This window comes from Flavobacterium noncentrifugens (assembly GCF_900100375.1).
GTDB lineage: Bacteria > Bacteroidota > Bacteroidia > Flavobacteriales > Flavobacteriaceae > Flavobacterium > Flavobacterium noncentrifugens.
The window spans coordinates 138,926-156,623 of the sequence record NZ_FNEZ01000001.1 but is presented as its reverse complement, the minus strand read 5'-3'; the positions used below and the strand labels follow the sequence as shown (position 1 = coordinate 156,623).

Below are 17,698 nucleotides of genomic sequence, written 5' to 3'. Positions count from 1 at the left end.
GCCCTTTTGAAAAATTACTTCACAAAATACAAACCGTTTCTTTTATTCCTTGGAAAGTTCCTGCTGGCATATTTGCTGCTGACTTTTGTGTACCAGTTTTACCTGAGCCGGTTTGACAGCGCGGCCTATGAAGTCGATACGATCACAAAAATGGTATCGTATCAAACCCAGGAATTGCTTCATTTTTTTAATGCCAATGCTTCTATCATTCCGCATCCAGAAGAAGCCAGTTTTAAAATTATTTATAATGGTAAGTATCTTGCGCGCATTATCGAAGGCTGTAATGCGGTAAGCGTTATTATTCTATTTGTTGCATTTGTTGTGGCTTTTACGGGAAAATTGCGGCATACAATCCTGTTTGCGCTCTTTGGAAGCATGCTGATTTACATGCTTAATGTCTGGCGGATCGCGCTGTTGTCCTATTTGCTTTATTATTATCCGGCGCAGCAGCGTTTGCTTCACGATGTGTTTTTTCCGCTGTGCATTTACGGCGTCGTATTTATTTTATGGATCATTTGGGTTAATAAATTCTCTTTATATGCCAGAAAGACTGTTTAAACATAAAGTTAAAATCCTGTTTGCGTCAATGTTCATTTGTGCGCTGGTATTCGTGCGCGCGTTTGAAAATGTGCTTTTCTACGATCCGTTCCTGCATTATTTTAAAATGGATTTTGTGAAATGGCCGTTGCCGGAGATCGATCATCTCAAGCTTCTTGCTGGGCTGTTTTACCGGTATACGCTGAACACTTTTTTTTCACTCGGCATTATCTACATTGCATTTAAGGATTTGGAGCTGACGAAATTCTCGGCCATATTGTATGCGTTGTTCTTCGGAATCCTGATCGCATTATTTTTTGCAGTGCTGATTTTTTCAGGGGAAGAAAATAAAATGATGCTGTTTTATATCCGACGTTTTTTGATCCAGCCGATTTTCCTGCTCTTGTTTCTGCCTGCATTTTACTATCAGAAAACCGTTTCCAAAAAATAACATTTCATAAGGATTCCCGCTTTGCTTTTTTGAATAAATTTGCCGCATGAAGTTTACAAAAGGCACAAGTTTGTTTCTGGCTTTTCTGATATTGGTTTCCAATGTCGGTCTTGCGTTCAATGTGCATTATTGTGGCGGAAACATCGCAGGGATTTCATCGGTTTACCCTGTGGATGCTTCGGATGTTGTAAAGGAAATGCCTTCGGAAAAATCCTGTTGCGCGCCAAAAGCCACAACTTCCAAAAGCTGTTGCAAGGACAAAATCGTCAAAATCGATAAAAAATCGGAAGTTACCGTTAAAGTTTTTTCCTTCCAGATTGATGCGCCTTTTGTATTTGAAAACTGGAAACCAATCGTTTTTACATCCGTGCCAACGGTTCAAAACAGCCCAATCCCGACTTATTATTGCGATGCGAATGCGCCGCCCTTATACAAGCTGTACAGCCAATATACCTTTTACGCCTGATTTTAATATTTGACAAAGTGCACCGACTTTCAAAATATTAAAATCAAATTTATGTACAAATACCTCACAGTGCTTTTGCTGTTGTTTCTGGGTTTTGATGCTGTAGCGCAAGATACGCTGAAAGCTGTCAAAGTCGAATCTACACGCAAAAGCCTCAAAAAATCCTACACCGTTACGGCAAATACAACGACGATGACGAGCCACGAATTGCTCAAAGCCGCGTGTTGCAACCTTGCCGAAAGCTTCGAAACCAATCCGTCAATCGATGTCAATTTTTCGGATGCATTAACAGGAACGAAACAAATCAAAATGCTTGGATTGACGAGTCCGTATTTAATGATCACCGAAGAGAATATCCCGTCGGTACGTGGTGCTTCACAGGCTTACGGACTCACGTTTACACCCGGAACCTGGGTCGAAAGCATCCAAATCACGAAAGGCGCAGGATCGGTTGTAAACGGTTACGAAAGCATTTCGGGTCAGATCAATACCGAACTGATCAAACCAGCGAATGACATTCCGTTTTTCTTAAATGTTTATGGAGATAGCGGGTCGCGCTTTGAAGCGAATGTCCATACAAATGTCAAAGTTTCGGATAAATGGGCGACGAGTTTTTTTCTGCACAACAATTTACGGCTGTCAAAAAACGACATGAACAATGATGGTTTCCTCGACAATCCGCTGGCGCGCCAAACCAATGTCATGAACCGCTGGCAATATACCGATGCCAAAAAAGGCTGGGTCAGTTTTATCAATTTCAGGTATATGGATGATGAAAAGCAAACCGGGCAGGTCGATTTTGATAAAAACCGCGACCACGGCACCACGAATTCCTGGGGTTCTGAAATCAATACGCAGCGTTTGGATGTATCGGCAAAACTCGGTTATGTTTTTCCCGATATGCCGTTTCAAAGCATCGGTTTCCAAAATGCGTTCAACAGCCACAAACAGGATTCGTATTTTGGCTTGAACGAATATGACATTCATCAGCAAAGCTATTATTCGAACCTGATCTTCAATTCGATCATCAACAACACCATGCACAAATTCGCGACCGGATTGAATTTTACATATGACCGTTACAACGAATTGGTTGGCGTTCCGAATATTAATGGCAATTTTGACCGCATTGACAATTCGGTTGGCGCTTTTTTCGAATATACGTATGACAATTCGGACAACTTTAGTCTGATCGCAGGCGGAAGAATTGACAACCACAACCGCCTCGGCACTTTTGTTACACCAAGATTGCACATCCGATACAATCCGTGGGAAAAAGGCGTGATTCGCGCTTCTGCAGGACGCGGAAAACGTTTGGCGAATATTTTTGCCGAAAACCAGCAACTTTTTGCGAGTTCAAGGGCATTTGATATTTTAAGTTCCGGCGGGAAAATTTACGGGCTCGATCCTGAAATCGCATGGAATTACGGCCTCAGTTTTTCACAGGGTTTTAAAATTTTCGGGAAAAGTGCCGATGCCGGTTTTGATTTTTATAGAACCGATTTCAATAATCAGGTGGTTGTCGATTTGTATGCGCCGCCGCAACAGGCTTTGTTTTACAATCTGAACGGAAAATCGTTTGCCAACAGTTTGCAGGCCGAATTCAATTATGAGCCAATGACGCATTTAAACCTGCGGACTGCTTATAAATATTACGACATCCAAACTGATTATTTAAGCGGAACTTCCGAAAGGCCGTTGCAGGCAAAGCACCGTTTTTTTGCAAATCTCGAATTCAAAACACATATTTTGGATCTTGGCCAGCAATGGAAATTTGATGTGACTTACAATTGGATGGGACAACAAAAACTTCCGAATATGGCATCAAATCCGGTTTCAGAACGATTCCCGGAATATTCGCCGTCATTTTCTTTGTTTAATGCGCAAATTACCCGAACCTTTTCATCTATTTTTGAAATGTACATCGGCGGGGAAAACATCGGGAATTATACACAGGAAAAAGCGATTTTGGGAAGTTCCAATCCGTTTGGACCCAATTTCGATTCCTCGATTGTCTATGCGCCGGTTTTCGGACAGATGTATTATGCAGGATTGCGGTTTAAAATCAAATAGTTCAAATAATAATTAATAGTTAATAATGAAAAATATTATCATCATTCTTGTTGCCATCATTGGAATGTCGGCGCAAGCACAGGAAAAGAAAAATAAGAATGCCAAATATACGGTTGAAGTAAACGGCAATTGCGAGCAATGCAAAAAGCGGATCGAGAAAGCGGCTTATAGCGTTGACGGCGTTAAATCGGCAAATTGGGATGTTGAAACCCACAAACTGAACCTGATCGTGAACGAAGAAAAAACATCATTGGCCGCTGTAAAAAAAGCAGTTGCGAATGTAGGACATGATACCGAAGAAGCCAAAGCATCGGATGAAACGTATGCCAAACTGCACAGCTGCTGCCAATACGATAGAAAATGAAACATACTTATAATGTAACCGGAATGACCTGCAATGGTTGCCGGGTTGGGGTAGAGGACAAGCTTGGCCGGATTCCCGGAGTCGTCAAGGCAACGGTAGATCTCGAAAAAGCAGAAGCTGAAATTGAGATGAAAACGCATATTTCGACAGGCGCTTTTCAGAATGCTTTGGGAGAAAAGTATAAAATTTACGAAAAAAACGATTTGCTGCTGATGCCGATGGAAACTGAAGAAAAATCAGAAATGCAACAATTGTTTCCGTTGTTTTTGATCATCGGATACATTACTGTCGGTGCGGTTTTATTAAACAGGGCGGCATTCAATTCGGTTGGGTTTATGCTCGATTTTATGGGACTGTTTTACATCGTTTTCAGCTTTTTCAAAATGCTTGATCTTAAAGGTTTCCCAGATTCATTTCGGATGTACGATCCACTGGCGAAAAAAGTCCCGGTTTATGCGGTCGTTTATCCGTTTATAGAAACAGTGCTGGGGCTGATGTTTTTGCTGCGTTATGAAGTGGATGTTGCTTTATACGCGACATTAATAGTTCTCGGAATTACGACAATTGGCGTTATAAAAGTATTGTCGAGCCATAAAGCCATTCAATGCGCATGCCTTGGAACGGCTTTGAAACTTCCAATGACCCAAGCGACTTTAATCGAAAATGGCATCATGATCATCATGGCAATATTAATGCTGACGGGATTTTGATATCTGTAAAATAACCTTAAAAATAAGGCAATAAATTGCGGTTAAAGTAATTTATTCTTACTTTCACGCACTAATTATTAGCCTAAAAAACACCGCATGAGTGACTTTGACTGGAAGAACCTGATCGATCCGCTTTTCTACATCCATTTTGATATTGATGGCGTGAAAGTGGGGATTTATATCGTTTTATTTATTGTATTTGCCGAAACCGGATTGTTTGCCGGATTCTTTTTGCCAGGCGACAGTTTGTTGTTCCTTGCCGGAATTTACAACCGGGAACTCATCGAAAATATATTTTTTATAGGTTCTGATTTTTTAAATGTATTGCTATTATCGAGTTTTATAGCGCTTGCAGGAATTGTGGGGAATATGGTGGGTTACTGGTTCGGATCAAAAAGCGGTTACTATTTATACAACAAACAGGACAGTTTCTGGTTTAAGAAAAAATACCTGATCCAGTCTAAAGATTTCTTTGAAAAACACGGTGGGCGCGCGATTATCTTTGCCCGTTTTCTTCCGATTATTCGGACATTTGCGCCAATCGTTGCGGGAATTGTTGCGATGGACAAAAAGAAATTCATGTTTTACAATATTATAAGTTCGTTCCTATGGTCGTTCAGCTTGATTTTTGCGGGGCATTACCTTTACGGATTTTTGCTGAACAACTATCAAATCGATTTAAAAGAACACATCGAATTGATCATCATCGGATTGGTCGTTTTGACACTTTCTCCGGTAATCTTAAAATTTGCCAAAAAGCTTCCGGCTGAAATATTGCCCGATCACCACGAATCAGAAAAAAAAGAAGACCAGAAATAAATAAAAATCCGAAGTTTGCGCTTCGGATTTTTTATTTACGGAATATTTAAAGTCCTGATTTCAGAGATCATTTCACCATCGGCAGACATGCCTTCAATAATGATTTTGACCGACTTCTGATAGAAATTAGGAATCGAAAAGTTGAAATTTCCATTTTCATCTGTAGTTACAAAAGGCTTCCAGTCGATTGTTCCAAATTTCTGAAATCCTTCATCACGCATGTTGTCGTATTTTGGGTTTTCGTACGGAAGAAAACGTTGGAAACCATTCTTTACAATTAATACCGGTGATTTATTTGAAATGTTGTTGTTGTAGATTCCATAGCTTTTCTTTGTGTAAATTTTTATGATTCCGCTGGTTCCATACATAGAAATGTCGTTTCCATTTCGGTTCAAATAAATTTCATCAACCAAGCTTAAGCTGTAATCCTGCAAAAAGTCAAGATTTTGGATGTACATGTCATCCAGAAAAACCGCTGCCTGATTTGTTTTTGGTCGGGTATTGTAAATTTCTGTTGTCGTAATTCTTCTTTTGTTTTGCGATAGGGTCGTAGTGGTCGCAAAACCGGTTGCGGCATTCATTCTATTGGTGGTAATGGACACTGACCCGTCAACCTGACTGACAATAAATCCGTTACGTGCGATGAATTGTAATACACCCGAATAGGAATTGGCGTCTTTTTCAGAAATTTTAAAACCCCTTGCCATAATGTTTCCAAGCCGGTTTTGATTTACCAATTTGTTCTTTTTTGCAATAACGTTGATGCTGTCAAGCATAATCGCATTGTCGAATTTCGGCAAAGGCATAGTTTTCTTTTCAATCACTAAATTTTCGCTGCATTGTTTTTCAGGAATAAATGATTTTATGAATTTTCTATTGTTGTTTTGCAATTGGTAAACAATTTTATGGTCGAGCTCTTTCCCGTTTTTGTCCTTTGCAACAAAGTAGATTTTGGTAGAATCGATGGCGAGCAAATGTTCAAACTGAAATTCCCGCTTGTCATTCAACGATGTAAATTCATTTAAGCCCAATCCCAGCGAATTCATATTGATCTTGAAGATTTTTCCTTTTGAATCGTCAGTGTTTACAATTCCTTTTACACCAAGCCCGGCATCAGATTCAAATTTGGCCTGTGGCGCATTTCCGATTATGGCATCCCATTGGTATTTGGATTTTTGGCTCAGCAGGAAATTATCAAGCTCGTAATGTTTTTTTCGGGTAAAATCTATCAGGTAATAAAAGGAATTTGAAATTGGCTTGTCCAGATAATTGTCAAATACCAATCCTGCCTGAATGGTTTTAAGATTGTTTTCTGAATCTGTTTCAGCAGGCACGACAGAAATGCTAAAGTTTCCAAATGGAATTTTTGAAACCCCTGAAATTTTAATCGAATCACTTCTGACTGATGCAATTGCCAAAGGGGCATCGTTTGCCGGAGAAAGCGGTTTGAAAATGAGCCGTTCTGCAATTTTATGGTATTTTTCATCCAACAGATAAACGGTATTGATGCCGCTGTTAAGTTCAGAACTCGGAATTATAAGTTTGTGTTCGGTTTCATTTTCTTTAAACGAAAATCCTGCAAATGTTGTCGCTTCATTTTGCTGTAAAACCAAAGTATAATTCTTGTTTTTGATTTGTGGGATTGTTTTTGCATTCGTCCGGATTTTTACAACCGTTTTGTCTGGAAAAATATAATTGTCGATAGAAAAGGTAATGCCTGATGCTGATGGTAAAGGAAGCGTTTTTAGGATTTTAATTCCGTTTGCAAATATCATGGCGGTGTAGCTTTCGGAATTTGCAGAATAAATTTCGAACTTTCCATAACCAAACTGATCTGTTGAAAACGTAGTGATCAGATTTCCCTTGGCATCTGTGATTTCAGCATTTTTGACAGCTATCCCATTACCCAGGCAATCCGTAATTTTCACGCCGACAGTATTCGATGCGCCGTCAAGTAAAATTCCGCCTTCGGGAAAGAAACCGACAGCTATCGATTGAGACGAAACTTTATTTGTGCTGTAATTTTTGTCGTCAATATTCAAGATTGAAATTTCGTATGCCGACGATTCGTCTTCAGAAAAATTATTCATGAAGTTGGTATAAACCTGCAGATAGTATTTGCCTGAAGGAATCGATTTGTTCAGCTTAATGCGGCCTTCAAAAAGATTGCCTTCTGCGTAGTAAAGCTGGGTCGCTACTTTTTCCCCATTGGAATCGATCAAAGAAATAAAGACGTTCGAAGTATTTAAAGTAGGCTTGAACTTTTTTTCTATGATATAACCTTTAAACCAAATCTGCTCATTGGTCAGATAAGCTGTTTTGTTTAAATGAAGATGAATGTTTTCACGGTCAAGCTTGAAATAATCAGCAATAGCGCCGGCTAATTTTAACTGATTTTCAGGTGGTGGATTTTGAGGGAAGCAAAGCGTGCAATGGAAAGCAAAAATTAAAAAAAATAGCGATCGAGCGGTTTTCATATAGGCTTATATTAAGCTGCTAATATATAAATTTTTGTTAAAAAAAATGCCCGAATAATAATATTCGGGCATTTAAAAATTTATATAAATGATTATTACATCATTCCTGGCATGCCGCCACCCATTGGGTTTCCGGCGCTTTCTTCTTTAATGTCGATCAAGGCGCATTCGGTTGTCAGGATCATTCCCGAAACAGAAGCGGCATTTTCAAGTGCCACACGCGTTACTTTTTTCGGGTCGATGATTCCGGCTGCAAGCATGTCAACATATTCATCGGTTTTGGCATTGTAACCAAAATCTCCAGAACCCTCAGATACTTTTGCCACTACGACAGAACCTTCCAGTCCCGCATTTTCAACAATTGTTCTCAAAGGCGCTTCCACAGCACGGGAAACAATCTGGATTCCGGTCGCTTCGTCAGCGTTGTCTGCTTTTACATCTTTTAAAGCTGCTTTTGCTCTGAGTAAGGCCACGCCACCACCGGCAACGATTCCTTCTTCAACAGCAGCACGGGTGGCATGCAAAGCATCATCCACACGGTCTTTTTTCTCTTTCATTTCTACTTCAGAAGCTGCGCCTACATAAAGTACGGCTACACCGCCAGCCAGTTTGGCCAAGCGTTCCTGTAATTTTTCTTTATCGTAGTCAGATGTCGTCGTTTCCATTTGTCCTTTGATCTGGCCAACGCGGTTTTTAATCAAATCCGCATCACCAGCACCGCTAACAATCGTGGTGTTGTCTTTGTCGATAGAAACGCGTTTTGCAGTTCCAAGCATCTCTAAAGTTGCCGCTTCAAGTGTGTAACCTCTTTCTTCAGAGATTACGGTTCCGCCAGTTAAGATTGCGATATCTTCAAGCATCGCTTTTCTTCTGTCACCAAAACCTGGCGCTTTTACAGCAGCGATTTTTAGTGCACCGCGCAATTTGTTTACGACCAATGTCGATAATGCTTCACCATCCACATCTTCAGCGATGATCAATAATGGTTTCCCGGATTGTGCGACTGGCTCTAAAACCGGAAGCAATTCTTTTAGGGAAGATACTTTTTTGTCGTATAATAAAATGTAAGGGTTTTCAAGTTCCGCTTCCATTTTTTCAGGGTTTGTCACAAAATACGGAGACAAATAACCACGGTCGAATTGCATGCCTTCTACAACATCCACGTAAGTGTCAGTTCCTTTGGCTTCTTCAACGGTAATTACGCCTTCTTTACCCACTTTTCCGAAAGCTTTAGCAATCAAATCGCCAATCACTTCATCGTTGTTCGCTGAGATAGAAGCAATTTGTTTGATTTTTTCAGAATCGCTTCCGACTACTTTCGCCTGTTTTGCCAAATCGGCTACAATCGCTTCAACCGCTTTGTCAATTCCGCGTTTCAAATCCATCGGATTCGCTCCAGCAGCTACATTTTTCAAGCCTTCTTTTACGATGGCTTGTGCTAAAACGGTTGCAGTTGTAGTTCCGTCTCCGGCCAGATCATTGGTTTTAGAAGCGACTTCTTTCACCATTTGGGCACCCATATTTTCCAACGGGTCTTTGAGTTCAATTTCTTTTGCAACGGTAACACCATCTTTGGTCACGTTCGGTCCTCCGAAAGCTTTCCCGATAATTACGTTGCGGCCTTTTGGGCCAAGGGTTACTTTTACTGCATTTGCCAATGCATCTACGCCGCGTTTCAAACCGTCGCGTGCTTCAATGTCGAATTTTATATCTTTTGCCATTTTTTGTTGAATTTTTTAATTTTTATTTGATTAGATGACTGCAAGAATATCGTCTTCTCGCATGATCAGGTAATCTTTTCCTTCCAGCTTCAGTTCGGTTCCAGCATACTTTCCGTATAAAACGCTGTCACCCACTTTTACGGTCATGTCGTGGTCTTTGTTTCCGTTTCCTACGGCTACGACAGTTCCTTTTTGTGGTTTCTCTTTCGCAGTGTCAGGAATAAAAATGCCTGAGGCAGTCTGGGTTTCAGCAGCAACAGGCTCAATGAGAACGCGGTCTGAAAGCGGTTTAATGTTTAAAGCCATAATGATATTGTTTTTATATTGTGATTAATTTTAACGTGCTCCGGGTTTTTCAGAAATTATGCCAGTTCAGCCAATGCTGACAAATTTGCAGGATAAAAAAATGCCAGCAGAAGCCGGCATTTTTAATGTATTTTAATAAAATTATTTCGCTGGTTGCGGAGCAGGAGTTGCAGCCGGTTCTGTTGTTGCAGCCGCAGGTTTTTCTGTTGTGGGTGCAGCAGGAGTAGCCGTTTTTGGTGCTGGTGCTGCTTCTTTATTTACATTGTCAATGATTTTCGAATCGTTGTCGCTTAACGTTCCTGTGAAGCTCAAGCTTGACAAAAGGATCAGGACAATCAGGATCGTTCCCAAAGCCCAGGTGCTTTTGTCTAGGAAATCTGTTGTTTTCTGAACGCCTCCAAGCATTTGTGATCCGCCGATAGAAGAAGACAAGCCGCCTCCTTTAGGATTCTGAACCATAATTACTACGATTAAAAGAAAACAAACAATAGTTATTAAAACTAAAAAAATTGAAAATGTGGTCATTGTTACTTATTATTTTGTTGTAAATTCTTGATATCTAAAATTCGGTCTGCAAAGAAACTACTTTTTTCCGGATATTTCAAAATTAATATTTGATATGCCTGAATTGCTTTCTGATATTTCTTTTGTTCGAGGTAAACCCGCGCTAAAGTCTCGGTCATCAGGTAAGAATTGTCGGCTTTGCTGGGTTCAAAGATGATGCTTTGCGGCAGCGGTGCGTCGTGTTTTACCGGCGGGATTTTCGGGCTGGCTTCAATGAAACGATCAATTAGCTGGTTTTTTTTTTGTTTCTCTGAATCTTCTTCAGAGGAATTGGTGGTTTGTGCTGCAGTTTCGGTTTCTCGGTCAATCGGCTTCACTTTCGACAATTGCAGCCATTCCTGGAAAGAGTGTTTTTCGCTACGTGTAAAAGGCAGCGGTTTTCCAATTTCGAGGTTTTGCGCTTCTTCAGTTGCCTGCGGTTCGTATGCAATTGTATCTTCTGAAAAAACTTCTTCGATTGCAGGCTCGGGAATCTCGGCAACAACGACTATTTCAGTATCTGGAGTTGCTTCTTTTATGGATGTCAGAATCGATTGCTCGAGCGTATTTGGTTTTGGCTCAGGCTTTTGTTGCGGAATTACGATTTCGCTGTCTTTAACGATAATATTCAGGATCTCGGCCAATTTCTGGTCATACAATTCTTTTTGGACGGCAATGAAATTATCCGAAGAAATAAAATCAAACAACACGCTCCTGTCAACCGTATGCGCTGCAGTAACTTTTAAAACGTGGTTGTATTTAAAACTATTCTGGTTGTAAAGTCCTTTTAAATACAAGGCCCGGGCACTTTGAAAATAAGGAAATTCCTGTACGATTTTCTCCAATACCGCAGTATGCTTGTCGTTGACAGCATCGGGTTTGTTCATCAAATAGGTAAATTCAGTTACGTTCAAAATATATTTATAAAGTATTGTACTGGCAAATCAACTCAAAAAATTACCATTTTGCAAGCGATTCATTGAAAATGTCCTGTGTGATGCGTTCAAAAATCACATCAAGTGCAGTTGACAATTGTGCGCCAACAGGCAATTGGTCGCCGTCATAATCATAGAAAAAAGTAAATGGCTTCTCGAAGTTATCGGCTTCTTTATTTTTATTGGTAAACCTGACGTTGATCCTGATCGTTAACCTGTTCTGCAAAGCGCGCTGATCTGCAGTTGCAGTCATTGGCGACGTCCGGTAATCTACAATTTCTCCTTCGTAAACCAAATCCCCGCCGGTGCTTACAAGGTTTAGATTCGTTTGGTTCTGGATCAGATCCTGCAATTCCAAAGTAAAGGTCCGGTCGATCCCAGGTTCAACCAAAGCAGCATTGTTCAGGAAATAATTGACTTGGAATGTTTTGGCGTCGATTTTTCCGGTTCCGGTAAAATTATACACCGAACAGCTGTTGAATGTCAGCAAAACCAGTATCGAAATTGTGTAAGCTATTTTTTTCATCAGAGACAAAAGTATCGTTTTTATTGGAAAGAAGGTAAATTTACAAGTCAAACTGCTTGATCTTTCTATACAAAGTCCGTTCAGAAATCCCGAGTTCGTCTGCGGCAGCCTTCCTTTTTCCTTTATTTTTTTCCAATGATTTTTTGATCATTTCAATTTCTTTCTGTTCGAGCCGCAAAGTTTCTTCTTCCTCGATCGTTTCGGCAAATGCATAATTGTCTTCTTCCTTTTTAGCTGGAAGCGTTGTGATTGCAGCATTGTGTACCGGAATTACCGACATTTCATCTTGTTCCTCAAAGTCGATCTCGCTGTCTTCGGGATGCGAGCCGTAAATTTTCTGGATCAGGTTCGGATTGGTTTCCTGCACTTTCGAGGCACCGTTTTTCATCAGCTCCAGCGTTAATTTCTTGAGATCATTCAAATCGCTTTTCATGTCAAAAAGCACTTTGTATAAAATTTCCCTTTCGGTCGAAAAATCGCTGTCGTTCTTTTTTCCGATGACCGATGGCAGATTGCTGCCTTCCACAGGAAGATACGTTTGCAATGTCGCAGCTGAAATGTCGCGGCTGGTTTCCAAAACCGATAATTGCTCGGCTACATTTCGCAACTGGCGTATATTTCCGCTCCAGCGAAATTTCTGTAATAATGAAATTGCATGGTCATCGAGTTTCAATGGCGGCATTTTATATTTGTGCGCGAAATCGGCAGCAAACTTTCTGAACAATAAATGAATGTCGTCTTTTCGTTCGCGCAACGGCGGCAGCATAATGTCAACGGTACTCAATCTATAATACAGATCTTCACGGAATTTTCCTTTTTCAATCGCATCGAACAAATTCACATTGGTCGCAGCCACAATCCGGACATCGGTTTTTTGAACCTGACTCGAACCCACTTTAATAAATTCGCCATTTTCCAAAACGCGCAGCAAACGAACCTGCGTTGTTAAAGGCAATTCGCCCACTTCGTCCAGGAAAATTGTTCCGCCGCTGGCAACTTCAAAATAACCTTCGCGCGTGTTAGTTGCGCCGGTAAAAGCGCCTTTTTCATGCCCGAACAATTCGCTGTCAATCGTTCCCTCGGGAATCGCACCGCAGTTTACAGCAATGTATTTTCCGTGTTTTCGATGCGATAACGAGTGAATGATTTTAGGAATACTTTCTTTTCCAACACCGCTTTCGCCGATGACGAGCACCGAAATATCCGTTGGCGCAACCTGAATCGCTTTTTCTATCGCACGGTTCAGTTTCGGGTCGTTCCCAATGATTTCAAATCGCTGTTTTATGGCTTGTACGCTTTCCATTTGGTCAATGTATAGTTAATAATTAATAATTAATAATTGCGTTGTCGGCAATCCTAATTATTAATTATTCATTGTTAATTATTAATTCATATCGCTGTATCCAACGGCTTCCCCAATCAAAGTGCCACTGGTGCAACTCGTAATTTTCACATTCACAAATTCGCCTACTTTATAATTTTCCCTCGGAAAAACCACCACCATGCTTTGCGAATTCCTTCCTGACAAATCATTTTCAGACTTTTTAGAAGCTTTTTCAATCAATACTTCAACGGTTTTCCCAATGTAAGCATTCGTTCTTTCGCCGCTGTGTTTTCTTTGCAGATCAACAATTTCTTGCAAGCGGCGCAGTTTTGTAGTTTCCGGAACGTCATCTTCCATTTTGCGTCCGGCCAATGTTCCCGGACGTTCAGAATACGCATACATATAACCAAAGTTGTATTTTACGTGTTCCATCAAACTCAACGTATCGTTGTGGTCTACTTCCGTTTCCGTTGGAAAACCTGCAATCATATCCTGTGTAATTTCGACTTCGGGAATAATACTCCGGATATTGTCGATCAATGTTTTGTATTCTGCACGCGTGTGCAAGCGGTTCATCGCTTTCAAAATGCGGTCACTTCCGGATTGCACAGGTAAATGGATGTGTTTGCAGATGTTCGGATATTTCGCAATGACGTGCAATACGCTTTCATGCATGTCCTGCGGATTAGAAGTAGAAAAACGAATGCGCATTTTTGGATACGCCACGGCCACCATTTCCAATAAATGATCAAAACCAACCGCAGTCACTTTCGCCATTTCCGAAGCATTGATGAAATCTTTCTTCAATCCGCCGCCGTACCACAAATAACTGTCGACATTTTGTCCCAAAAGCGTAATTTCCTTAAATCCGTTTTCCCACAGGTTTTTAATTTCGTCCATGATGCTTTGCGGTTCACGGCTGCGTTCGCGCCCGCGTGTAAAAGGAACCACGCAAAAGGTGCACATGTTGTCGCAACCGCGCGTAATCGACACAAAAGCGGTAATGCCATTGCTCATCAATCGCACCGGCGCAATGTCTCCGTAGGTTTCTTCTTTCGATAAAATCACATTGATCGCGTCGTTTCCGGCTTCGACTTCGCGCAATAAATTCGGAAGATCTTTATAAGCATCTGGGCCAACCACAAGATCGACGATTTTTTCCTGTTCAAGGAACTGGCTTTTCAAACGTTCGGCCATGCAGCCTAGCACGCCAACTTTCATTTTCGGGTTTACCGTGCGTTTTACCGCGTTGTATTTTTCGAGTCTTTTGCGAACGGTTTGTTCGGCTTTGTCGCGAATGGAACACGTATTGACCAAAACCAGATCGGCCTCTTCTAAAATATTTGTGGTATTATAACCGCCTTCGGCAAGGATCGAAGCCACGACTTCACTGTCCGAAAAATTCATCGCACAGCCGTAGCTTTCTATAAAAAGTTTCTTTTTGTTTTCGGGTTTTTGATCGAGAACCAGGCTTTCTCCCTGTTTACTTTCTTCAATAATCTTTTCCATAGGGTGCTTTCGCAGATAAAATTCAGAACGCAAAGATAAGTTTATTTAGATAAATCTGACAAGATGGCAGTCGATGTTTAACAAAGTTTTTATCAGGAGCTAATTCCCGCTTTTCGCTCCAATCTTTTCACTCCGTTGCACTGCGCAAAAAGGATTTCTGCTACAATCGGGGCTAGGGCATTTTCATCCAAAAGTAATATTTGATGATAATGAGATTTTTTTTAAACCATTAAGAAATTAAGTTCATTAAGATTTACGAAAGCTTCATGAACTTAATTCCTAATGGTTCATTAAAATATTGGCATATATAAATAGGTATAAAATCAATGTTTTCAAACCCAAAATTCCATCCGATAAAAATAAAAAAAAACAATATTTAAAAAAATCACATACTTTTGCGCCAAACAAAAAGGGTTATGGCAAAGAATTTAGTGATCGTCGAGTCGCCTGCAAAGGCAAAAACTATAGAGAAATTCCTCGGAAGTGATTATCAGGTCGAGTCCAGTTATGGGCATATCGCCGATCTTCCGTCGAAGGAAATTGGGGTCGATGTCGAAAACGGCTTCAAGCCCAAATATGAAGTTTCACCCGACAAAAAAGCATTGGTCAGCAAACTCAAAACCCTTGCAAAAAATGCCGATATGGTTTGGCTCGCAAGTGATGAGGACCGCGAAGGAGAAGCCATTTCGTGGCACTTGGCGGAAGAATTAAAATTGGATAAAGCCAAAACCAAAAGGATCGTTTTTCATGAAATTACCAAAAGCGCAATTTTAAAAGCGATCGACAATCCAAGGGAAATCAATTACAATTTAGTCAATGCGCAACAGGCGAGGCGTGTTTTAGACCGTTTGGTGGGTTACGAATTGTCGCCGGTGTTGTGGAGAAAAATCAAAGGCGGATTGTCAGCCGGACGCGTGCAATCTGTTTCGGTGCGTTTGATTGTCGAAAGAGAACGCGAAATCCAGAATTTTAATGCCGTTGCTTCTTATTCGGTTGTTGCCGAATTTGCGAACGAAGCCGGTAAAACCTTCAAAGCCAAACTTCCAAAGAATTTCAGTACGAAAAAAGAAGCCGAAGATTTTCTTCAGAAAAATATCGGTTCTATATATAAGGTATCGGACCTTGAAACAAAACCGACCAAAAAATCACCTGCGGCACCGTTTACTACTTCGACTTTGCAACAGGAAGCCGCGCGTAAATTGTATCTTCCCGTTGGAATTACGATGCAATTGGCCCAGCGTTTATACGAAGCCGGACTCATTACTTACATGAGAACCGACAGCGTGAATTTGTCTGGCGAAGCAATGAATGCGGCCCAGGCAGAAATCATCCATTCTTACGGAAAGGAATTTTCGAAACCCAGAACATTTACAACCAAAAGCAAAGGCGCACAGGAAGCGCACGAAGCGATCCGTCCGACGGATATGTCAAGGCATACAGTGAATATCGACCGCGATCAGGCGCGTTTGTACGACCTGATCTGGAAAAGAACTTTGGCTTCGCAAATGAGCGACGCTGAATTGGAACGTACGAACGTGAAAATCCAGGCCAATAACCACAATGAATTGTTTACTGCAACTGGAGAAGTATTGCTTTTTGAAGGTTTCTTAAAAGTATATCTTGAAGGCCACGACGACGAGGAAGAAGAACAGGAAGGCATGCTTCCGGCGATGAAAGTCAGCGAGAAATTGCAAAACCATTACATTACGGCGACGGAAAGATATTCGCGTCCGTCGGCAAGATATACCGAAGCGGCATTGGTTAAGAAGCTCGAAGAACTTGGAATTGGGCGTCCGTCAACTTATGCACCGACGATTTCTACGATCATCAACAGGAATTATGTTGAGAAAGGAAACTTGGAAGGGCAGGAGCGCAATTATACGCAGCTGACTTTAAAATCGGGGAAACTTGACGAAAAAATATTGAAAGAAAATACAGGATCGGATAAAGGAAAATTGGTGCCAACAGATATCGGAACCATCGTAACCGATTTCCTTGTAAAGAATTTTGAAAATATATTAGACTACAATTTTACCGCAAAAGTGGAGCAGGATTTTGACGAAATTGCCGAAGGAAATGTGAACTGGGCGCACATGATGCAGGAATTTTACAGCCATTTTCATCCGAACGTAAAAGAAGTTGAAGCCAACGCCGAGCGCGAAAGCGGGGAACGGATTTTAGGAAAAGACCCTAAAACCGGAAGGCAAGTCAGCGTTCGTTTAGGTAAATTCGGCCCGATGGCACAAATTGGTGAGCCGGACGATGAAGATAAGATCTTTGCAAGTTTGCGTCCGGAACAAAATATTGGAAATATTACTTTGGAAGAAGCATTGAATTTATTTTTGCTTCCGAAAAATTTGGGAACGTATCAAGGCGAAGAAGTTGAGGTTAGCATTGGAAGATTTGGCCCGTACATTCGTTTTGGAACGGCGTTTATTTCGCTTCCGAAAGGTGAAGAACCTTTGGACGTAACTTTAGTAAGAGCACAGGAGCTGATCGACGAAAAAGCAAAAGCCGACGCGCCGATCGCCCATTATAAAAATGAACCCGTTCAGAAAGGCGTAGGCCGTTTTGGGCCGTTTATCAAATGGAACGCTGTATTTATCAACGTCAGCAAAAAATACAATTTTGATAGCTTATCGCAATCCGATATTGAAGAATTGATCGAAGACAAACTCCAAAAAAACATAGACAAAGTGCTGCACAATTGGGAAGATGAAGGCATTTTGGTGGAGAAAGCGCGTTGGGGAAGATCGGTGATTACTAAAGGAAAGATCAAGATCGAACTCAGCAAAGATGTTGACGCGGCCAAATTAACGTTGGAAGAAGTTAAAGAAATGATCGCGAAGAAAACGCCGGCAAAGAAAGTAGCTGCTAAAAAGCCAGCCGCTAAAACTACAGCGAAAAAGAAACCAGCAACCGTAAAAAAGAAATAAG

Annotated in this window: 16 protein-coding genes; 8 read left to right on the top strand and 8 right to left on the bottom strand. The window is 41.0% G+C overall.

All coding sequences use genetic code 11. From position 1 onward, the window contains the following. Positions 1 to 6 precede the first annotated feature (6 nt). The 7 genes from xrtF to BLS32_RS00675 all read left to right on the top strand — a co-directional run bounded on the left by xrtF (position 7) and on the right by BLS32_RS00675 (position 5,420). The gene (xrtF, locus tag BLS32_RS00705; RefSeq protein WP_091391400.1) at positions 7 to 558 is read left to right on the top strand and encodes an exosortase family protein XrtF; all 552 of its coding nucleotides are present in this window, start codon (positions 7 to 9) and stop codon (positions 556 to 558) included. Further along, a complete protein-coding gene (locus tag BLS32_RS00700) occupies positions 539 to 988 on the top strand; it encodes an exosortase F system-associated membrane protein (protein ID WP_091391399.1) in 450 nt (149 codons plus the stop codon). The genes xrtF and BLS32_RS00700 overlap by 20 nt, the downstream gene beginning before the upstream one ends. Positions 989 to 1,034: 46 nt before the next feature. Then, a complete protein-coding gene (locus BLS32_RS00695) occupies positions 1,035 to 1,454 on the top strand; it encodes an HYC_CC_PP family protein (RefSeq protein WP_091391398.1) in 420 nt (139 codons plus the stop codon). A 51-nt stretch (positions 1,455 to 1,505) separates the two neighbouring features. Continuing rightward, positions 1,506 to 3,527, top strand: coding sequence for a TonB-dependent receptor plug domain-containing protein (locus BLS32_RS00690; protein ID WP_091391397.1), 2,022 nt, complete (start codon positions 1,506 to 1,508; stop codon positions 3,525 to 3,527). Positions 3,528 to 3,552: 25 nt separating this feature from the next. Next, entirely contained in the window at positions 3,553 to 3,891 is a 339-nt protein-coding gene (locus tag BLS32_RS00685) for a heavy-metal-associated domain-containing protein (RefSeq protein ID WP_091391396.1), read from the top strand. Beyond that, positions 3,888 to 4,601 carry a heavy-metal-associated domain-containing protein gene (locus BLS32_RS00680; RefSeq protein WP_091391395.1) on the top strand — a complete coding sequence of 238 codons (714 nt, stop codon included), beginning with the start codon at positions 3,888 to 3,890 and terminating at the stop codon, positions 4,599 to 4,601. Before BLS32_RS00685 ends, BLS32_RS00680 begins: the two co-directional genes overlap by 4 nt. 96 nt (positions 4,602 to 4,697) lie before the next feature. Then, a complete protein-coding gene (locus BLS32_RS00675; protein WP_091391394.1) occupies positions 4,698 to 5,420 on the top strand; it encodes a DedA family protein in 723 nt (240 codons plus the stop codon). Positions 5,421 to 5,455: 35 nt separating this feature from the next. Here the strand turns inward: BLS32_RS00675 and BLS32_RS00670 are convergent, their stop codons facing one another. From BLS32_RS00670 to miaB, 8 genes are all read right to left on the bottom strand, one after another. Then, positions 5,456 to 7,897: a hypothetical protein gene (locus BLS32_RS00670; RefSeq protein WP_091391393.1), complete on the bottom strand. Its 2,442-nt coding sequence runs from the start codon at positions 7,895 to 7,897 to the stop codon at positions 5,456 to 5,458. Between the two features lie 95 nt (positions 7,898 to 7,992). Then, complete coding sequence (gene groL, locus BLS32_RS00665; protein WP_091391392.1) at positions 7,993 to 9,618, bottom strand: chaperonin GroEL; 1,626 nt, start codon at positions 9,616 to 9,618, stop codon at positions 7,993 to 7,995. A 30-nt stretch (positions 9,619 to 9,648) separates the two neighbouring features. Next, positions 9,649 to 9,924, bottom strand: a complete 276-nt coding sequence (locus BLS32_RS00660) for a co-chaperone GroES (RefSeq protein ID WP_091391391.1) — start codon at positions 9,922 to 9,924, stop codon at positions 9,649 to 9,651. 141 nt (positions 9,925 to 10,065) lie between these two features. Further along, on the bottom strand, positions 10,066 to 10,449 hold the full coding sequence (gene secG / locus BLS32_RS00655; RefSeq protein ID WP_091391390.1) for a preprotein translocase subunit SecG: 384 nt from the start codon (positions 10,447 to 10,449) through the stop codon (positions 10,066 to 10,068). Between the two features lie 2 nt (positions 10,450 to 10,451). Beyond that, entirely contained in the window at positions 10,452 to 11,381 is a 930-nt protein-coding gene (locus BLS32_RS00650) for a tetratricopeptide repeat protein (protein ID WP_091391389.1), read from the bottom strand. A gap of 43 nt (positions 11,382 to 11,424) precedes the next feature. After that, positions 11,425 to 11,928: an LptE family protein gene (locus BLS32_RS00645; RefSeq protein ID WP_091391388.1), complete on the bottom strand. Its 504-nt coding sequence runs from the start codon at positions 11,926 to 11,928 to the stop codon at positions 11,425 to 11,427. 40 nt (positions 11,929 to 11,968) lie between these two features. Continuing rightward, positions 11,969 to 13,231 (bottom strand): sigma-54 interaction domain-containing protein, encoded by a 1,263-nt coding sequence (locus BLS32_RS00640; protein ID WP_091391387.1) that lies wholly within the window; start codon positions 13,229 to 13,231, stop codon positions 11,969 to 11,971. Positions 13,232 to 13,312: 81 nt separating this feature from the next. Beyond that, positions 13,313 to 14,761: a tRNA (N6-isopentenyl adenosine(37)-C2)-methylthiotransferase MiaB gene (miaB, locus tag BLS32_RS00635; RefSeq protein ID WP_091391386.1), complete on the bottom strand. Its 1,449-nt coding sequence runs from the start codon at positions 14,759 to 14,761 to the stop codon at positions 13,313 to 13,315. Positions 14,762 to 15,177: 416 nt separating this feature from the next. Here miaB and topA point away from each other — a divergent pair, with 416 nt between their 5' ends. After that, on the top strand, positions 15,178 to 17,697 hold the full coding sequence (topA, locus tag BLS32_RS00630; protein WP_091391385.1) for a type I DNA topoisomerase: 2,520 nt from the start codon (positions 15,178 to 15,180) through the stop codon (positions 17,695 to 17,697). Position 17,698: the final 1 nt, after the last annotated feature.